The sequence below is a fragment of the Streptomyces sp. SAI-170 genome (assembly GCF_049739565.1).
GTDB lineage: Bacteria > Actinomycetota > Actinomycetes > Streptomycetales > Streptomycetaceae > Streptomyces.
This window is the reverse complement of the sequence record NZ_JBMGQD010000001.1, coordinates 407,345-424,049: the sequence shown is the minus strand read 5'-3', so window position 1 is coordinate 424,049 and position 16,705 is coordinate 407,345. Positions and strand designations below refer to the sequence as shown.

Below are 16,705 nucleotides of genomic sequence, written 5' to 3'. Positions count from 1 at the left end.
CGGCGCGACCGCCCCTCAGAAGGCGGAGTTGGAGAACCAGAGTGTCAGCAGGTCCTTGTCTCCGTCGTGTGTGAAGGCGTCCGAGTCGAGGCGGAGGCGGCCGTAGACCAGCAGCAACAGGTCGGACGCGGTTCCCCGTACGGTCGCGTCGGCGGTTGAGGTCGTCGCAGGGTCCGTGTCGAGGCCGAAGCCGTCGGGCCGCAGGCGTACGAGCCAGGTGTCGTCGCCGTCGGTCGCCTCGAAGCGGATGGTGCTGTCGGGGGCGCGCAGGTGCGCGACCTTGGGTGCGAAGAAGGTGGCGAAGGGGAGGTTGACGAGGAACTCGTCGATCCCGTCGACCGCGAGCGGGCGGTCGATGACGGGCCGCAGGCCGAGGGCCTGTTCGGCGTCGGCCCGGTGCACCAGGGTCTCGAAGAGCATGCGGCGTGCCCAGAAGCGGGCGTGCTGGTCGACGCCCCAGGCCCACATGGGCAGGTTCGGGTCGGTGGCGGCGAAGGCCCGCTCGGCCACGGTCGCGCTCTCGGTCAGCCAGTCGACGTATCCGTCGTGCCGGTCCGGGAGCTGCAGGTCGACCTCACGGCTGCGCGGAGGTTCCTGGATGCGCGCGTGCAGGAGAGCCGCGAACCATCGCTGGACGCTGCCGGTGTGCCTGACCAGATCCGCCAGTGTCCAACCGGGGCAGCTCGGCACGGGAGTCGTCAGGTCGGCGTGCCGAAGCGCTGCGACGAATCGGGCGGTCTCCGCCGTGACCGCCGAGGGGTGGTCCACCGGAGCCGGTCGGGTGTCGCTGTAGTTCGAGGGGTTCAACGTGGATGCCCTTCTGCGGGGGGAACGTTCGGCGAGCGAGGGGTCCGTCGCCCTGGCACGTACGGACCACCTCGCCGGTCACGGTGCGAGCAGCCGGCCCGATCAGACGGGCTCGGTCTGCGACTGAGCTTGTGCGAGCTCTTCTGTCTCGGAGGGGACGATCTTCCGCGCTCCGGCCGTGGAAGGCGCGGGCGCCTGCCTGAGACCGAAGAGAGCGACAACGGCGACCAGGACGAACGCCGCGCCGGCGACGGCGAAGCCTGTCGTGAACTGGCTCTCCTGGGGGAGGGCGGGCATCCCGGCGGGCAGCTCGATGGTCTTCGACGCCAGGAGCGAGGTGATCACGGCGCTCGCGACGGCGCTGCCCACGGAGCGGGAGATGGAGTTGAGGCCGTTGGCGATGCCGGTCTGTCCGGCCGGGACGCTGGCGACGATGAGCGCGGGCATGGCGGCGTAGCCGAAGCTGATCGCCAGGCCGATGAGCATGCCCGCGCCGATCACCGAGGCACTGGTGTCGTGCGCGGCGGTCAGCCAGGCGAAGCCGAGCACTCCGAAGCCTGCGCCCGCGGTGAGGGTGACGCGTGCGCCGAGCCTGCCGACCAGTACACCGCCCACCTGGGCACCGATGAGGGAGACGAGCGTGGTCGGCAGCAGATAGACGACCGACGCGGCGAGCACCGACGCGCCGAAGCCGTAGCCGACGAGCTCTTCCGGCATCTGCACGAGGTACGAGACGCCGATGAACTGCGTGAACATCGCGAAGCCCAGCAGCAGGCCCGCCAGGTTGGTGAAGAGAACGGACCGTTGGACGAACATCTTCATGTCCACCATCGGTTCCTTGACCCGGCTTTCGGTGAGGACCCAGATGCCGGTCATGACGACCGCACCGGCGAAGGCGCCGAGCGTACGGCCCGACGTCCACCCCCACTCATGCCCCTGCGAGAGCGGCAGAAGCACCAGCACCAGCAGCATCCCGAGCGTCAGCGCGCCCACCCAGTCGGTCCGCCCACCCGTCTTCGTACGGGAAGCGGGCACCACGAACAGCACGCCCGCCAGCGCCACCACCGCGAGCACGGCCGCCAGCCAGAAGACCCGGTGGTAGTCGGGGTCGGAGCCCTGGGTGAGGAGGCCCGCGCCGACCAGCGCCAGGCCGCTGCCGAACGCGAGCGTGCCGCTGACCAGCGCCATCGCTCCGTGCAGCTTCTCCGGCCTGATCTCCTCACGCAGTACGGACAGGGCGAGCGGGAAGATCGCGGTCGCGGCGCCCTGCATCACCCGCCCCACGATGAGCCAGGTCAGGGAGGTGGTGGTGGCGGCGAGCACCGAGCCGGCGATCATCACGCCCAGCACGCCGACGAGCGTGGGCTTCTTCCCGTGCTGGTCACCGAAGCGGCCGAGCAGCGGGGTGAACACCGCGGCCGACAGCAGCGTGGCCGTGGTCACCCAGCTCACATTGGCCGTGGTGGCCTTGAGGTCGCTCTGGATGATCCCCAGGATCGGCACGACCAGGGTCTGCATCATCGAGACGACCATGGCGGCGAGCCCGAGCACCAGGATGATCCCGATATGCCCGGACGGTCTGGACGACGCCGCTTGCTGAGAGTGAGACACGGGAGTTCTGCCCTAACTATGTGAGAACCGCATGCTTGAGTACCGCAATGCTTGAGTACGGCAATGCTTGAGAACCTCAAGCAATCGCCCTGACGGTAGACCTCAATAGTTGAGATAGTCAAGCTTCTCGGCGTAGAGTGACCCCATGACCGGAACCCGCGGTGCCGACACAGCCCAGCTCATGGAAATGCTCTCGGCGTCGCTCGCCGCCTACTACGGCGACTTCACGGCGGCCGCGGCCAGCGAGAACCTGACCGCCAGCCAGGCCAAGACGCTCAACGTGCTGCGCCGGGGGCCCGCCGCCATGCGCGTCCTCGCCGCGATCCTGACCTGCGACGCCTCCAACATGACGGGGATCGTCGACCGGCTGGAGAAGCGCGGCCTGGTGCAGCGCGAGCCCAGCCCCACCGACCGACGCGTCAAGAACGTCGTCATCACCACCGAGGGCGAACGCGTCATCGACGTGATCCGCGGCAAGATGCACACCACGCGCGCCGGGCTCGACCGCCTCGACGACGAGGAGCGGAGCACCCTCTACGCGCTCCTGGAACGCGCCTTCATGCAGCAGCCCGCCACTGCCTGAGTCTGCCGGCTGGGGTCAGGGTCCACTGCTCGCTGCCGCCCGTCCCCAGGCGTTCCAGTTGTCCCAGTTCTCGGCGTCGAAGCCGAGCCGGCCGAGCTCGTCGGCGGACCAGTTGGTGCCGGACTTGTCGATGACGGTGCCGCCGACGGTGTAGTTCTCCAGCTTCAGCCCGCGGCCGTCACGCGTCTCGTTGCCCAGCGTCACCTTCTGCCCGGTCGGGTCGGTGTACCGCTTCAGAAGGCTGACCTGGGAGGACGCATCGAGCCGGCTCCAGGCGTCGATCTTCAGGTTCTTGACGTGGATGTTCTCGGTGCTGGAGAGCGCGAAGACGCGGATCGCGCAGTTCGTCATGCCCTCGACGGTGATGTTCTCGAAGGTCATGTTCTTCACCCACATGTGGGGGTCGGCCTTGGTGGTCGAGCCCATGTCCTCCCAGTGCGAGGAGGAGTTGAGGACGCAGGTGTTGTACTTGACGTCCTTCCAGTACATCCGGTTGTGGATGACGTGGGTGTTGTTCACACGGACGTTGTCGATGTCGCGTGGGGTCCAGCCCCACTGGATGACGGGGCCGTTCTCGTTCTTCCAGACGACGGTGTCATCGATGCTGACATCGCTGTGGTACAGCTTCAGCACGTCGTCGTTGGCGTGGAAGAAAGTGTTCTTCATGGTGCTGCCGCGGTACAGCTCGATGCCGTCGGTCTGCCAGTACCACGAGCCGACCTGCTGGTAGTTCTCGACGCGCATGCCGAAGGTGTCCTCGTCGCCGTAGACCACGAAGGAGTGGTACGGCGGCTCGTTGACGGTGACACCTTGCAGGTCGAGGTGCTGCTGCCGGCCCTGCGCGGAGGCGAACTGCAGCATCTTCACGCAGGAGGAGTGGCAGTTGGACGCGCCGGAGAGGTGGTCGTAGTTGTTGTTGGTGTCGGCCTCGTAGACGTACTGCTCACCGGAGAGGACTCCGTAGCCGGTGACCTTGTACAGGCCCTGGCTGTCGTAGGGGAAGCGGATCGCGCCCTTCACGTACGCGCCCGGCGCCAGGTAGACCCACTTGACCTGCTTGGGCAGCAGCGCGTGGTACTTCGAGGTCATGTAGTAGGTGCCGGGGCGGAAGTACACGATCTCCTGGGTGATCGTGTTGAGGTCGGTGACCCGGCCCTGCGACGGGTAGTAGATGCTGCCTGAGGACGGGGTCGGGATCAGCCGGTCCGCCTCCGCGCCGGACAGCGCCGGCTCGGCGAAGATCATCATGGAGTTGCGGGGCTCGGTGTGGACGGCCCGGTTGCCGCCCCCGCCCTGCGTGGTGAGCCTGCCCGCGTCGGTCGCGGGGCCGGACATGTCGTTGTACGCCGTGTACAGCTGCGGGTCGAACTCCACCGAGAACCGGTGACCGGCCGGGCTGTAGGGCACCTTGACGCGGACGGTGTCGCCGTCGACGAGTTCCTTGGCGAAGTTCAGGCTGCTGGGCTTGATCTTCACCTGGTCGTCCGAGGAGATCGTCTGCCCCGTCTTCAGGGAGACGTCCACCCACACGTCGGCGGCGTACTGGAACGACGACCAGCTCATCGTCAGTCCGGCCGACGAGGAGAACTCGGCGCCGTCCTCCTTGGTGTAGCCGATCTTGCCCTTACCGCTGCGGGGGATGCTCATGTACGCGAACGAGTCGAACCGCGCCGCCGGGGCCGCAGCCGTGGCGACCTGAACGTCGTAGAACGACGAACGGCGCACCTTGTCGTTCGCCACCGGGCTGGTGGTGTTGTACTCGTGGTTGTCGTGCCACCACGTCTTGAGCTGCGCGCTGTTGGCGGTGGTGATTGCCGCGGCCTCGGCGGCGGGCGCCGCCTGGGGCGGGAGCTGCCGGGCGCCCGCCGGGTCGGCCGGCGCGACGGCGCCGGCCAGGGCGAGCGCCAGGCCGGCGGCGAGCGCCGCAGGCCTGCTCAGTCTTGCTGCGGGCATGACGAAGTACCTCTTTTCCCTCGCTGAGGAAGCAGCGCCGGCTGCCGTTCTGTGGTCGCGGGACAACGTCGCGTCATTTCTTCGTCATGTCAACAAAACGAACCAGATCACTCTCTGATGCTGGGAGGCAGCAACCCTGCCGGTGTCCTGAAAGGCGACAAAAGCCCCATCGCGAATCACCCACAGGCCCCCATCACGGTTATGTAACGCGCAGTTTTCTTTCTTGACGCATCAAAAGGGTCGGGTAAGACTCCTGTCACGCCCCAAGGAGGCTGCTGTGACGGCTGATTGTGTGATGACCCCCTCCAAGATCCGTTTCTCGGAGCTTGTCGGTGAGCGGACTCGCGCGGAGATCTTCGCGACCGTGCTCACCGCGGGGCCCATCTCGCGCACCCAGCTCGCCCAGCGTCTGGGTCTGGTGCCGTCCAGCGTGACGCGGATGCTGCCTCCGCTGCTGGAGCACGACTACCTTCGCGAACTGGACACCGCCCCCACCGGGCGCGGCAGGCCGCAGAAGATGCTCCAGGTCAACCCGGACAAGCACATAGTGGTCGGAGCGAAGATCGGCCCCGCCCAAGTGTCCGCGGTGGTCACCGACATGGCCGCCGGCGTCCTGGCGAGGGCGGAGGAGCCGATCGGCGACTGCACCCCCGAAACCGCCCTGACCGCCGTCGCCGATCTGACCCGGCGGCTCCTCGCCGAGGCGCCCCAGGCGGCGGACAGGGTCCTCGGACTCGGGGTCGGCGTCAGCGGTCACGTCGACCCGGGCGCCGGAATGTGCCGCTACTCCGCTCTGCTGGACTGGAACAAGGTCGACGTGGCGGGCCCGCTGCGGGAGGCCACCGGCCTGCCCGTGGTGGTCAACAACGACGTCAACACCCTGGTCGTGGCCGAGCGTTGGTTCGGCCAGGGCCGCGATGTGGACTGCTTCGCCGTCGTGACGGTCGGCCCCGGCATCGGCTGCGGACTGCTCCTCGACGGCGCCCTCTTCTCCGGAGCGACGGGCCTGGCCGGAGAACTCGGCCACCTGCCCCTCGACCCTGCGGGCCCGATGTGCAGCTGCGGCCGCCGCGGCTGCCTGGAGGCCCTCGCCGGCGACCGGGCCGTCCTGCGGCACCTTCAGGACGCGGGAGTGGACTGCGCCGGCATCGGCGAGGCGATCGAGCTGGCCCGTTCAGGCACCGGCTCGGCCTGCACCGCCGCCCGCTCCGCCTTCACCGAGGCGGGAACCGCCCTCGGCCGGGGGCTGGCGGGCCTGTGCAACCTGCTGAACCTGCAGAAGATCATCATCGCCGGGGAGGGCGCGGTGGCCCATGACCTGTTCGGCCCCGCCATGACCCGGGCGATGCAGGCCCACGCCTTCTCCACCGCCGCACAGGACTGCGACGTCCGCGTCGATCCCGTACAGCACGACCTGTGGGCCAGGGGCGCGGCCTGCCTGATGATCCAGGACGCGGTCGGCGCGGCCCTGTCCTGACCCCGGCTCAGACCCCGAACAACACCCCGTACCCGAGACACACGATGAGGTTCGACGTGCCCGAAAACGTGGCCGGCCCCGCCGACTCCTGGTGGAGCGACGCGGTGGTCTACCAGATCTATCCGCGCTCCTTCGCGGACTCCGACGCGGACGGCGTCGGCGACCTGCAGGGCATCACCGAGCGCCTGGACTACCTCGCCCAGCTCGGCGTCGACGTGCTGTGGCTGTCGCCGGTGTATCCGTCCCCGCACGACGACAACGGCTACGACATCAGCGACTACCAGGACATCGACCCGCTGTTCGGCACGCTCGCCGACTTCGACCGGCTGCTGGCAGCGGTCCACGAGCGCGGCATGAAGCTGGTGATGGACCTGGTCGTGAACCACACCTCCGACGAGCACCCGTGGTTCACCGCCTCCCGCGACGGCGGACCGGACGGCCCGCAGCGGGACTGGTACATCTGGCGCCCGCCCCGCGCGGGCATGGAGCCCGGCACACCGGGAGCCGAGCCGAACAACTGGGGCTCCTTCTTCTCCGGCCCGGCCTGGACGTACGACGAGACGAGCGGGGAGTACTACCTGCACCTGTTCTCCCGCAAGCAGCCCGACCTGAACTGGGAGAACCCCGAGGTGCGCAGGGCCGTGCACGCGGTGATGCGCTGGTGGCTGGAGCGGGGCGTCGACGGCTTCCGTATGGACGTCATCAACCTCATCTCCAAGGCCCCGGGCCTGCCCGACGGGCGCGTCCCCGAGGGCGGCCGCCACGGCGACGGCAGCCCCTTCTACGTGTGCGGGCCCCGCATCCACGAGTACCTCGCCGAGATGCACCGCGAGGTGTTCGCCGGCCACCCGCGCAAGCTGCTGACGGTGGGGGAGATGCCCGGCGTCACCATCGACGAGGCGAAGCTGTTCACCGACCCGGCCCGCCGTGAGCTGGACATGGTCTTCCAGTTCGAGCACGTGGGCCTGGACCAGGGCCCCGGCGGCAAGTTCGACACCCGCCGGCTGAAGCTCACCGACCTCAAGGCCAGCCTCGGCCGGTGGCAGACAGGTCTCGCCGACACCGGCTGGAACAGCCTGTACTTCAGCAACCACGACCAGCCGCGCGTCGTCTCCCGCTTCGGCGACGACAGCCCCGCCCACCGCGACCGCTCCGCCAAGCTGCTCGCCACCGTGCTGCACCTGCACCGCGGCACGCCGTACGTCTACCAGGGCGAGGAACTCGCCATGGCCAACGCCCCGTTCGCCACCATCGACGACTTCCGCGACATCGAGTCCCTCAACCACCACCGGGACCAGGTCGCCCTCGGTGTCGACGAGGAGCAGATCCTGGCCGGGCTGCGGGCCCGCGGCCGCGACAACGCCCGTACGCCGATGCAATGGGACGCCACCGAACACGCCGGCTTCACCGCCGGCACGCCGTGGATCGCGGTCAACCCCGACCACGTACGCGTCAACGCCAAGGCCCAGCTCGCCGATCCGGACTCGGTGTTCCACCACTACCGGCGCCTGATCGAGCTGCGGCACACCGAACCAGCCGTCACCCACGGCGACTTCCACATGCTCCACCCCGACCACGAGCAGCTCTACGCCTTCACCCGCCACGACCGGGAACGCGGCGTCGAACTGCTCGTCCTGGCCAACTTCGGACCGGCCGACCTCACTGTCGACCTGCCCGACGGCTGGGAGGACAGCGACACGCTCATCGCCAACCTTCCCGCCCCCTCACCTCTCACGACCCGCTGCACCCTGCGGCCGTGGGAAGCCCGCGTCCACCGCCGCGCCACCGTCTGACGCCCGCCCTTGCCGCAACGACGCACACCGAGGAACCAGCCATGAACAACCCGCCCACCCGCACCGCCCGCAGCAGGTCTCTCCTCCTCGCGGCCTCCACTCTCGCTCTGCTGGCCCCGCTGACCGCCTGCGGCGGATCCGGCACCGGCGCGGGCGACGGCAAGACCCTGCGGCTGTGGCACTACGAGCAGCAGGACGGCGCCCTGAGCAAGGCCTGGGACGCGTCCATCGCCGAGTTCAAGAAGACCCACCCCGACGTCAAGGTCGTCTTCGAACGCAAGACGTTCGACCAGGTCCAGCAGAACGCCGGCATGATCCTCAACTCCGACAAGGCGCCCGACGTCATGGAGTACAACAAGGGCAACGCCACCACCGGCCTGCTCGCCGAGCAGGGCCTGCTCACCGACCTCACCCCGTTCGTGAAGGAACACGGCTGGGACACCGCGATCAGCGAGCGCGCCTCCGTCACCGCTCGCTACGACGCCAAGGGGGAGATGGGCGGCGACAAGTGGTACGGCGTGCCGAACTACGGCGAGTTCGTCCTGACCTACTACAACGACGACCTGTTCGAGAAGCACGGCATAGCCAAGCCCACCGACTTCAAGACCTTCGAGGCCGCGCTGGCGAAGTTCAAGGCCGCCGGCATCACACCGCTCGCCAACGCAGGCAACGACCACCCCGCCGGCCACTGGCTCTACCTGCTCGCCCTGTCCAGGGCCACCGACGCCTGGGTGGACGACTACCAGCTCTACAAGGGCAAGGTCGACTTCCACGGGCCGGAGATGACCTACGCGGTGAACAAGTACCAGGAGTGGCTCGACAAGGGCTACTTCGAGAAGAAGGACGTCGGTCTCAAGGGCAGCGACATGACCGAGCAGTTCGTCTCGCAGAAGCGGCCCATCATGGTCGGCGGGAACTGGTGGTTCGGCGGCCTGAGCACCGACATCAAGAACTTCTCCTGGTCCACGGCCCCCTACCCGGGCAGCGAGAAGACCCTCGGCTCCGGCGGCAACCACTGGGTGATTCCGACCAGGGCGAAGAACAAGAAGCTCGCCGAGGACTTCATCGCCATCACCATGTCCGACAAGATCCAGAAGCTGATCGGACAGGAAGGCAGCGTCCCCCTCGCCGCCAAGGCCGACACCGTCACCGACCCCAAGGCGAAGGGGCTGATCAGCGCCTTCGACACCTACCAGGCCGACAACGGCCTGGCCTTCTACCCGGACTGGCCCGTGACCGGCTACTACGACACGTGGCTGGCCTCCACCCAGAACCTGATGAACGGCAGCGAGCCCGACACCGTCCTCGACGAACTCGAAGCGCCCTACGACAGTTTCGTCGCCACGCGGTCCTGACCGCACCGCGGCCGGACACCGTACGGGCCGCGCCCACGCATCACCCGGGGGGACGCTCCCGCAACTCCGCGCGGACCGGACCTCCCGCCCGATGCAGCGTCGTTCAGGGGACGGCGCCCCGGCAGCCCGGGCCGCCGTCCCGCCCCACCTAGGAGCAACCGTGAAAACCACACGTCACCGGCGGTCCACGGGCTACGCCGTCTTCCTCGCCCCAGGCCTGCTGCTCGCTCTGCTCTTCCTCGTCGTCCCGCTGGTGATGACCTTCTACTACAGCCTCACCACATGGCAGGGCATCGGCACCCCTGTCTTCACCGGCCTGGACAACTACACCCGCCTCTTCCAGGACGCCGACTTCTGGGCCTCGTTCCGCAACATCGCCTTCGTCATCGTCGGTATCGCGATCGTGCCCACCCTGCTCGGCCTGTTCCTCGCCGCCCTGCTCTTCGACTACATCGGCAAGAAGCACGGAGACGGCGTCGTCAGCGTCTTCCGCTCCGGCCTCTACCTGCCCCAGGTCATCCCCGTCGCCGTCACCGGCCTGATGTGGGGCTGGATCCTCGCCCCCGAAGGCGCCGTCAACAGCATCCTCGACACCCTCGGCCTGTCCTCACTGCAGCAGAACTGGCTCGGCGACCCCGACCTCGCCCTGTGGATCGTCCTCGGCGTCCTGGTCTGGATGCAGCTCGGCTACCCCCTGGTGCTGTTCCTGTCCGGCCTGCAGCGCATCGACCCCGAACTGTACGAAGCTGCCGCCCTGGACGGGGCGAACTGGTGGCAGCGCTTCACCCGCATCACCGTCCCCATCCTGCGGCCCGAGGTCTACGTCGTCCTGGTCACCACCACCATCGCCGGGCTGAAGGTCTTCGCGCAGATCTTCGTCCTCACCGGTGGCGGACCCGGCAACTCCACCCTCGTCCCCGCGTACTTCGCCTACCAGAACTTCTTCGAACGCGCCGACGTCGGCTACGGCTCCGCGATCTCCAGCACCATCACCCTCCTCGTGCTGGTCATCGCGGGAACCATGCTCACCCGCCAGGCCCGCGAGGACGGATGACCATGATCACCCACGCCAACGACGCCATCGACACCACACCGGGCGTCGACAAAGCCGCGCCGCAGGTACCCGCCGCACCCGAAAAGCGCCGCAGGACGAGCAAGCCCGGCGGCCGCGGCATCGGCTCCTACGCCGTCGTCGCCGCCGTCACCGTCTTCGTCCTCGCCTTCCTCGCACCCTTCGCCATCATCCTGGTCAACTCCTTCAAGACCAGTGCGGACTACCGCGCCCACGGCTCCTTGTCCTGGCCCGAGCAGTGGAACTGGGGCGTCATCGGAGAGGTCTGGGAACGCGTCGACTTCAGCCAGAAGCTGGTCAACAGCATCCAGATCAGCCTCGGTGTCGTCGTCATCGCCGTCGTCCTGGCGCTCTTCAACGCCTACGCGATAGGCATCGGCCGCGTCCGATGGCGCACGGCCTTCCTCGTCTTCTTCCTCGGCGTCAACGTCCTGCCGCAGGAGGGGCTGGTCTACCCCATCTACTACCTCTTCAAAGAGACCGGCCTCTACGACGGCAAGCTCGGCTACACCATCCTGGTGGGCATCACCTACAGCGCCTTCGGCACCTACCTGCTCTCCTCCGTCTTCAGCACCTTCCCCCGCGAACTCATCGAGGCCGCCTCCCTCGACGGCGCCGGCCGCTGGACCATCCTGTGGCGGATCGTGCTGCCGATGAGCTGGCCCACCCTGTCGGTGATGTGCGTGTTCTTCTTCGTCTGGAGCTGGAACGAGTTCCTCTACCCCCTCGTCCTGCTCATCTCCAACGACCAGCAGACCGTCCCCCTCGGCCTGTCCGTGATGCAGGGCCAGTACACCAGCGACCCCACCGCGCTCAGCGCCGCCGCCCTCCTCGGCGTCATCCCGATGATCGTCTTCTTCCTCGTCTTCCAGCGCACCCTCACCCGCGGCCTCACCGCCGGCGCCGTGAAGTAGCCCCGGCACGGGCGGGCCTGCACGACCCCGGATGCGCCGACGGCTCCCTCCCCGCACGCGGGGGTGGGAGCCGTTCGCAGGTGCCTGGGTGTGTCCGGCGTCAGCGGGTCAGGCGTGTCGGTGCGTGTGCCGGTTGCCGGTGATGAAGCGGTAGAGGGCGAGGAGGATGAGGGAGCCGACGATCGCGGCGATCCAGGTGGAGAGTTCGAAGAACCCGTCGATGGAGTCGACGCCGAAGATCGCCTTGCCGAGCCAGCCGCCGAGCAGGCCGCCGGCGACGCCGATGAGCATGGTGATGATGATGCCGCCCGGGTCCTTGCCCGGCATGATGGCCTTGGCGATGGCGCCGGCGAGCAGGCCGATGATGATCCACGCGATGATGCCCATGGTGCGCTCTCCGTCTCGTCGTACAAAGACTGTGTCAGCTCATCGTGTGCACCATCTGCGCTCGTACAAACGTCCCCTCACGAGCCGACGACAGCCTCGCCGTCGCCGATCTCGCCGATCTCGCCGCTGAAGTCGCCGGATCGCGTGCGCGGTTCAGGCCACGAGCAGGCGGAGGCCTCAGCCGCGTCGAGGGCCATGAGGTCGCGGTTGTGTTCGGCCCACCGGCCGCAGGAGAGGTCGTCGCGGAGTCGGTTCACCGCCCGCTCCTCGGCCTGCGGCCCGACTCTGGTCCACACCGACACCGCGCGGCGTACCTGCTCGTCCAGGTACGCCTCGGGCCGGCGCCAGTGGGCCTCGAAGAAGCCGTCGGCGCAGTCCCACGGGATGAGCACCGGCTCCGCCCGGCCCCCGATCGCGTGGGTCAGGTCGGCCAGGGACGGCCAGTCGGTGAGAAGGCCGGCGAATTCGGGCAGGTAGTCGCGGGTGAGCCAGAACCGGTCGAGCCAGCCGGGCGTACTGGCGTCGTACGTGAACACCACCACGCGGCGGGCCACGCGCCGCATCTCGCGCAGCCCGGCGACCGGGTCCGGCCAGTGATGAACGGTGCTGACCGCCATCGCGGCGTCGAAGGACCGGTCCTCGAACGGGAGGCTTTCCGCAGTGGCGGCCACGCACGGTAGAGGGCGCCCGAAGTCGACGTGACCAGTACGGTGTTGAAGTTGAGCGTCGCCATCGCCTTCGGCTCGAAGCCGAGGTCCGGTCCGACGAGCACCTTGGCGGGGTCTCCGGTGGCCGGGTTGATCTGGCTGAACGTCAGCCTGCCGTCGTCGAGTACGCCGTAGATGTTGACGCCGCCCGAGCAGGTGGTGGCCGCGTCGGCGGTGGGAGCGGTCGCGGTGAGGAGTCCGGTGCCGAGGGCGGTGGCGGTCAGCAGGACCGCGGCTCTACGGCTGTGGGCGCGGGTGTTCTTCACTTGGGTTCCCCCGTGGGTCAGTTGTGGTGAGACGGCGTGGGTTCCGGCGGCGGGCCAGTCGGCAGGGCGTCTCACTGCCAGCCGGCGTCCGCCGGGGTGACCTGCCAGCCCGCGTCCTCGGGAGTGACCTGCCAGCCCGCGTCGGCGGGGGCGGTGGCGGTGGCGCCGGACGCTGTGACCGTGTCCGCCGCGGACGCTGCCGTGACGGCCGGGGCGGCGATCACCGTGGCGACGAGGAGAGAGGCGACCGCGGCGGCCTTGGCGACGGGGATGCGAGGCATGGCTGTTCCGTTCCATCCGGGGACGAGGTGCGGTGACCGGCCCGGCGTCGCGTCCCGCGGTGACGCGCCGTCCTGGCCGGTGATCCATAGACTCGCCGCGGCGCAGGCCGGAGAGAAGAGTTCACGGATGGACGGAAAGGGCCTTGGACCGATGCGTCCAGACGGGGGCGGCGTTCAGTCCGTCGTCCGCTGCGTCCGGACGGGCCATGTTCAGTTGGTCGTCTGCTGCGTGGCAGACGGGCCCCGTTCAGTCCGCCGTCTGCGACTCGAAGGCCAGCGGCACCAGCGGCACGCCGGAGCCGGTCAGCCGTGCCCCGGCCAACTCCCGTACTTCGCCCAGAAGTCGCTCGCAGACCCGTACGGTCCGGTCCTCCGCTTCCTCGATCCCGTCGGCCAGGAGATAGAACCCGAGCGTGAGTCTGGAGGTGGAGCGGGGGTGCACGGCGAGGTGCTCGATGCCGTCGTCGGGGACGATCGCCGACCGCACCGATGTGCCGACGTCCGAGGGCAGTTCCTCACCGGGGGGAAGTTCCAGGTGGGCGTGGACAAGGTACATGCGCTCCAGCGTCTCAGCGGATCAGCGCGTCAAGTGGCTGCGGGAGATGGCCGTTTGAGTCCACGGCCGGTTCCGTCCTGCCCCTGTGACCGACCTGCCTCCTCTGCGAAGATCCCGGTGAGACAGGGGATGTAGTGTGTGCAGGAACTGGGGGACCCACATGCTGACCACGCTCGGACTCGACCCCGTCGTCGAGACGGTGTACCGCGCCATGCTCAGACACCCGGCCGCCGGTGTCGCGGCCCTCGCCGACGCCGTGGGCCTGCCGGAGGACGAACTGCGCCGAGCCCTCGACACCCTGAGCGAGCTGGCCCTGGTGCGTCCCGCCGCCGGGGACGCCGGTCGGCTGCGGGCGGTCTCGCCCGACATCGGCATGGAGATCCTGATGGCCCGGCAGCAGGCCCAGCTCGCGGCCCAGCAGCAGCGTCTGGAGGCCTCGCGGGCGGCAGCGGCCCAGCTCATCTCCGAGTACGCCGAACTGCGTCCGGCCAGCAGCCATCCCGGAGTCGAGCAACTGGTCGGGCTCGACCAGATCCGTGACCGGCTGGCCGTCCTCACGCGCGAGGTGAAGGAGGAGTTCCTGACCTTCGCGCCCGGCGGGCCGCAGACCGCGGAGAACATGGCCGCGTCGCGGCCGCTCAACGAGGACCTGCTCGGCCGCGGGGTGCGCATGCGCACGATCTACCTCGACAGCGTGCGCGGCAACCGGCCCTCCGTCGAACACGCCAACTGGCTGGCCGGGCTTGGCGGTCAGATCCGTACGGTGGCGTCGCTGCCGACGCGGATGATCATCATGGACCGGCGTGTCGCCATGATCTCGGTCAGCAGCGACGACACCGCCGCGGGCGCGGTCCTTCTGACCGGGCAGGGCACCCTCACCGCGCTGTGCGCGCTCTTCGAGACCACCTGGGACTCCGCCCAGCCCCTCGGGCAGGCCGTCCCGACCGACGCGAACGGGCTGACCGGCCAGCAGGCCGCCGCGCTGCGCCTGCTGGCCGAGGGCCACACCGACGAGGCGATCGCCAAGCGGCTCGGGGTGTCCCACCGTACGGCCCGCCGGATCGCCTCCGAACTGATGGACCGCCTCGACGCCCGCAGCCGCTTCGAGGCCGGCGTACGCGCCGTCCAGCGCGGCTGGCTACCGGTCCGGCCGTAGCCGCAGGGGGGCGGACCACCGGGGAGCGGCCCGCTGACAGGGGCGTCGACGCGTTGCGGTCCGCTCAGCCGGTGTGCAGGACGCGGAAGCGATCGGGTTGTGCCGGATCCCGATCGACGACTTGGATCGGCGTCGCAGCCCACTGCCAGACGCCGATGCCTGGCGTGCGGGTGAACTCGATCCGCCCGCGGGTGCCTTCGACCGCGACGCGCGGCCAGGACGCGGCGGTGCGGGCGCGGTCCGTGCCGTGGGAGCGCAGCAGTTCGGCGAGGACGGCGATCGTGTCGTAGCCCTCGAAGGCGACGAAGGAAGGCGCCGCACCCAGCTTTTCGCGGAGCGCGGTCTCGGCCCGTGTGCCGAGAGGGCTGAGACGCTCGGGCAGGTACCGCAGGAACGGGATCGAGGCGCCGTCGTCGCCCAGCAGCGCCGCCCATTCGGCGAACTCCGGTTGCCCCGCCGGAGCACCGATCACGACCTCGGCGAGGCGCGGGTCGCGGCGCACGGCCCGGACGATCGGCACGGCCGGCTCCGGATGGCCGACCAGCAGGAGCAGGGCGGTCGCGCGACTGTCGACCAGCGCGTCGCACAGAGCCGAAGGGGACAGCGCGCCCGCGTCGAGTTCGACGACGGTGCCGCCGCGCGGAGTGAGGCAGTCCCGCAGGATGCGGGCTCCGGACGCCCAGTACACGCTCTGCTGGGCCGCTACGGCGATACGGCTGTGGCCGGCGGCGAACAGGAAGTCCGCGAAGACCCGCCAGCCGCGCGACTGCGGCGGCGAGAGGCGCGCGACCCATTGCGTCGGCTGTTCGGTGAGCGCGTCGAGAACCGCCGACGAGCACAGGAACGGCACCCCGAGGGCGTCGGCCCTGGTGGCGGCGGCGCGAGCGACGACGCTGTGATACTCGCCGGCCAGGGCGGCCACGCCCAGTCGAGCCAGTTCGTCCACGGCCGCCGCGGCCTTCTCCGGATCAGCCGCGGTGTCCCGGACCACCAGCTCCAGCGGCCTTCCGGCGATCCCGCCGCCGTCATTGACCTCACCGACGGCCAGTTCGAGCCCGGCGAGCACCTGCCGGCCCGCCTCGGCCCAGCCAGGCCGAGTCAGCGGAACGAGCGCACCGATCCGAACGGATGATCCGCCGGTCCGCTCCGCGCCGGACGACGAGGGTGGCGTATGCATGTCCTGGCATCTCCCGGATGACGAATCAGTGGTGGTGCCTGTCAGGTGCTCCAGCGTCACGACGGTCGGCCTCGCCTCCCGCTGTGATCATGGAACGGCAGCGTAGCCACGTCGCTTGGAAAAACCAAGTGGGTTATGGCGCCGCCCTGCTCAGCGCGGAGAGGGCGGCCGGCCCCATGAGGTCTCCAGCGTCGCCCGCAGAGCGTCGACGGTTTCCCGGCCGATGCGCTCGGCGAGTTGCTCCTCGAGTCGTTCCAGGATGACGCCGGCCTGGCGATGTGCGCGTTCCCCCTCCGGGGTGCGCCGGATCAGGCGCTGACGGGCCGAGGCGGGGTCGGGGATCTGCTCGAGCAGTCCGGTGGCGACCAGACCGTGTACGGCCTGGTGCGCGGTCTGCCGGGTGACGCCCATGCGCCGGGCCAGCTCGGCGACCGTGGTCCCCTCGTCGTCCAGTACGGCGAAGAGCTGCGCCTGCGTCGGGGACACCGGCGTCGCTCCGGCCGCTTCCAGGGCCGACAGCAGCCCCTCTTCGAACCAGCGCCGGGCCTCTCCGAGCAACTGGGGAAGGTTGCGGCGAGTGGTGGACTGCATCTGATCCTCACGGGTGGGC

The 16,705-nt window shown here is 69.3% G+C and carries 15 protein-coding genes and 1 pseudogene; 7 read left to right on the top strand and 9 right to left on the bottom strand.

Annotation, left to right across the window (positions count from 1 at the left end; translation table 11 throughout):
* Positions 1 to 15: 15 nt before the first annotated feature.
* On the bottom strand, positions 16 to 807 hold the full coding sequence (locus RKD23_RS01870; protein ID WP_424851944.1) for a maleylpyruvate isomerase family mycothiol-dependent enzyme: 792 nt from the start codon (positions 805 to 807) through the stop codon (positions 16 to 18).
* A gap of 102 nt (positions 808 to 909) precedes the next feature.
* Entirely contained in the window at positions 910 to 2,340 is a 1,431-nt protein-coding gene (locus RKD23_RS01865; protein ID WP_424858139.1) for an MFS transporter, read from the bottom strand.
* Between the two features lie 223 nt (positions 2,341 to 2,563).
* Between RKD23_RS01865 and RKD23_RS01860 the strand changes: the two genes are divergently transcribed.
* Entirely contained in the window at positions 2,564 to 3,001 is a 438-nt protein-coding gene (locus RKD23_RS01860; RefSeq protein WP_424851943.1) for a MarR family winged helix-turn-helix transcriptional regulator, read from the top strand.
* 15 nt (positions 3,002 to 3,016) lie between these two features.
* On the opposite strand, the gene RKD23_RS01855 is transcribed toward RKD23_RS01860, so the two are convergent.
* A complete protein-coding gene (locus tag RKD23_RS01855; protein ID WP_424851942.1) occupies positions 3,017 to 4,954 on the bottom strand; it encodes a family 49 glycosyl hydrolase in 1,938 nt (645 codons plus the stop codon).
* Between the two features lie 277 nt (positions 4,955 to 5,231).
* On the opposite strand from RKD23_RS01855, the gene RKD23_RS01850 reads away from it, so the two are divergent.
* From RKD23_RS01850 to RKD23_RS01830, 5 genes are all read left to right on the top strand, one after another.
* Positions 5,232 to 6,431, top strand: a complete 1,200-nt coding sequence (locus tag RKD23_RS01850; RefSeq protein WP_424851941.1) for an ROK family protein — start codon at positions 5,232 to 5,234, stop codon at positions 6,429 to 6,431.
* Between the two features lie 56 nt (positions 6,432 to 6,487).
* The gene (locus RKD23_RS01845) at positions 6,488 to 8,224 is read left to right on the top strand and encodes an alpha-glucosidase (RefSeq protein WP_424851940.1); all 1,737 of its coding nucleotides are present in this window, start codon (positions 6,488 to 6,490) and stop codon (positions 8,222 to 8,224) included.
* Between the two features lie 41 nt (positions 8,225 to 8,265).
* Positions 8,266 to 9,579: an ABC transporter substrate-binding protein gene (locus RKD23_RS01840; RefSeq protein WP_424851939.1), complete on the top strand. Its 1,314-nt coding sequence runs from the start codon at positions 8,266 to 8,268 to the stop codon at positions 9,577 to 9,579.
* Between the two features lie 160 nt (positions 9,580 to 9,739).
* The gene (locus RKD23_RS01835; protein ID WP_424851938.1) at positions 9,740 to 10,633 is read left to right on the top strand and encodes a carbohydrate ABC transporter permease; all 894 of its coding nucleotides are present in this window, start codon (positions 9,740 to 9,742) and stop codon (positions 10,631 to 10,633) included.
* Positions 10,630 to 11,565: a carbohydrate ABC transporter permease gene (locus RKD23_RS01830; protein WP_424851937.1), complete on the top strand. Its 936-nt coding sequence runs from the start codon at positions 10,630 to 10,632 to the stop codon at positions 11,563 to 11,565. The genes RKD23_RS01835 and RKD23_RS01830 overlap by 4 nt, the downstream gene beginning before the upstream one ends.
* A gap of 108 nt (positions 11,566 to 11,673) precedes the next feature.
* Here the strand turns inward: RKD23_RS01830 and RKD23_RS01825 are convergent, their stop codons facing one another.
* The 4 genes and pseudogenes from RKD23_RS01825 to RKD23_RS01810 all read right to left on the bottom strand — a co-directional run bounded on the left by RKD23_RS01825 (position 11,674) and on the right by RKD23_RS01810 (position 13,762).
* Complete coding sequence (locus RKD23_RS01825; protein WP_424851936.1) at positions 11,674 to 11,952, bottom strand: GlsB/YeaQ/YmgE family stress response membrane protein; 279 nt, start codon at positions 11,950 to 11,952, stop codon at positions 11,674 to 11,676.
* A 176-nt stretch (positions 11,953 to 12,128) separates the two neighbouring features.
* Positions 12,129 to 12,629: pseudogene (locus tag RKD23_RS01820) on the bottom strand (class I SAM-dependent methyltransferase); the annotation flags it as partial.
* Between the two features lie 367 nt (positions 12,630 to 12,996).
* On the bottom strand, positions 12,997 to 13,206 hold the full coding sequence (locus RKD23_RS01815; protein ID WP_424851935.1) for a hypothetical protein: 210 nt from the start codon (positions 13,204 to 13,206) through the stop codon (positions 12,997 to 12,999).
* Positions 13,207 to 13,453: 247 nt separating this feature from the next.
* The gene (locus tag RKD23_RS01810; RefSeq protein WP_424851934.1) at positions 13,454 to 13,762 is read right to left on the bottom strand and encodes a hypothetical protein; all 309 of its coding nucleotides are present in this window, start codon (positions 13,760 to 13,762) and stop codon (positions 13,454 to 13,456) included.
* 160 nt (positions 13,763 to 13,922) lie between these two features.
* Between RKD23_RS01810 and RKD23_RS01805 the strand changes: the two genes are divergently transcribed.
* Entirely contained in the window at positions 13,923 to 14,918 is a 996-nt protein-coding gene (locus tag RKD23_RS01805; protein ID WP_424851933.1) for a helix-turn-helix domain-containing protein, read from the top strand.
* A gap of 64 nt (positions 14,919 to 14,982) precedes the next feature.
* On the opposite strand, the gene RKD23_RS01800 is transcribed toward RKD23_RS01805, so the two are convergent.
* Together RKD23_RS01800 and RKD23_RS01795 are read right to left on the bottom strand one after the other, a co-directional pair.
* Positions 14,983 to 16,095, bottom strand: a complete 1,113-nt coding sequence (locus tag RKD23_RS01800) for an ABC transporter substrate-binding protein (RefSeq protein ID WP_424851932.1) — start codon at positions 16,093 to 16,095, stop codon at positions 14,983 to 14,985.
* A 150-nt stretch (positions 16,096 to 16,245) separates the two neighbouring features.
* Positions 16,246 to 16,686, bottom strand: a complete 441-nt coding sequence (locus tag RKD23_RS01795) for a MarR family winged helix-turn-helix transcriptional regulator (protein WP_424851931.1) — start codon at positions 16,684 to 16,686, stop codon at positions 16,246 to 16,248.
* Positions 16,687 to 16,705: the final 19 nt, after the last annotated feature.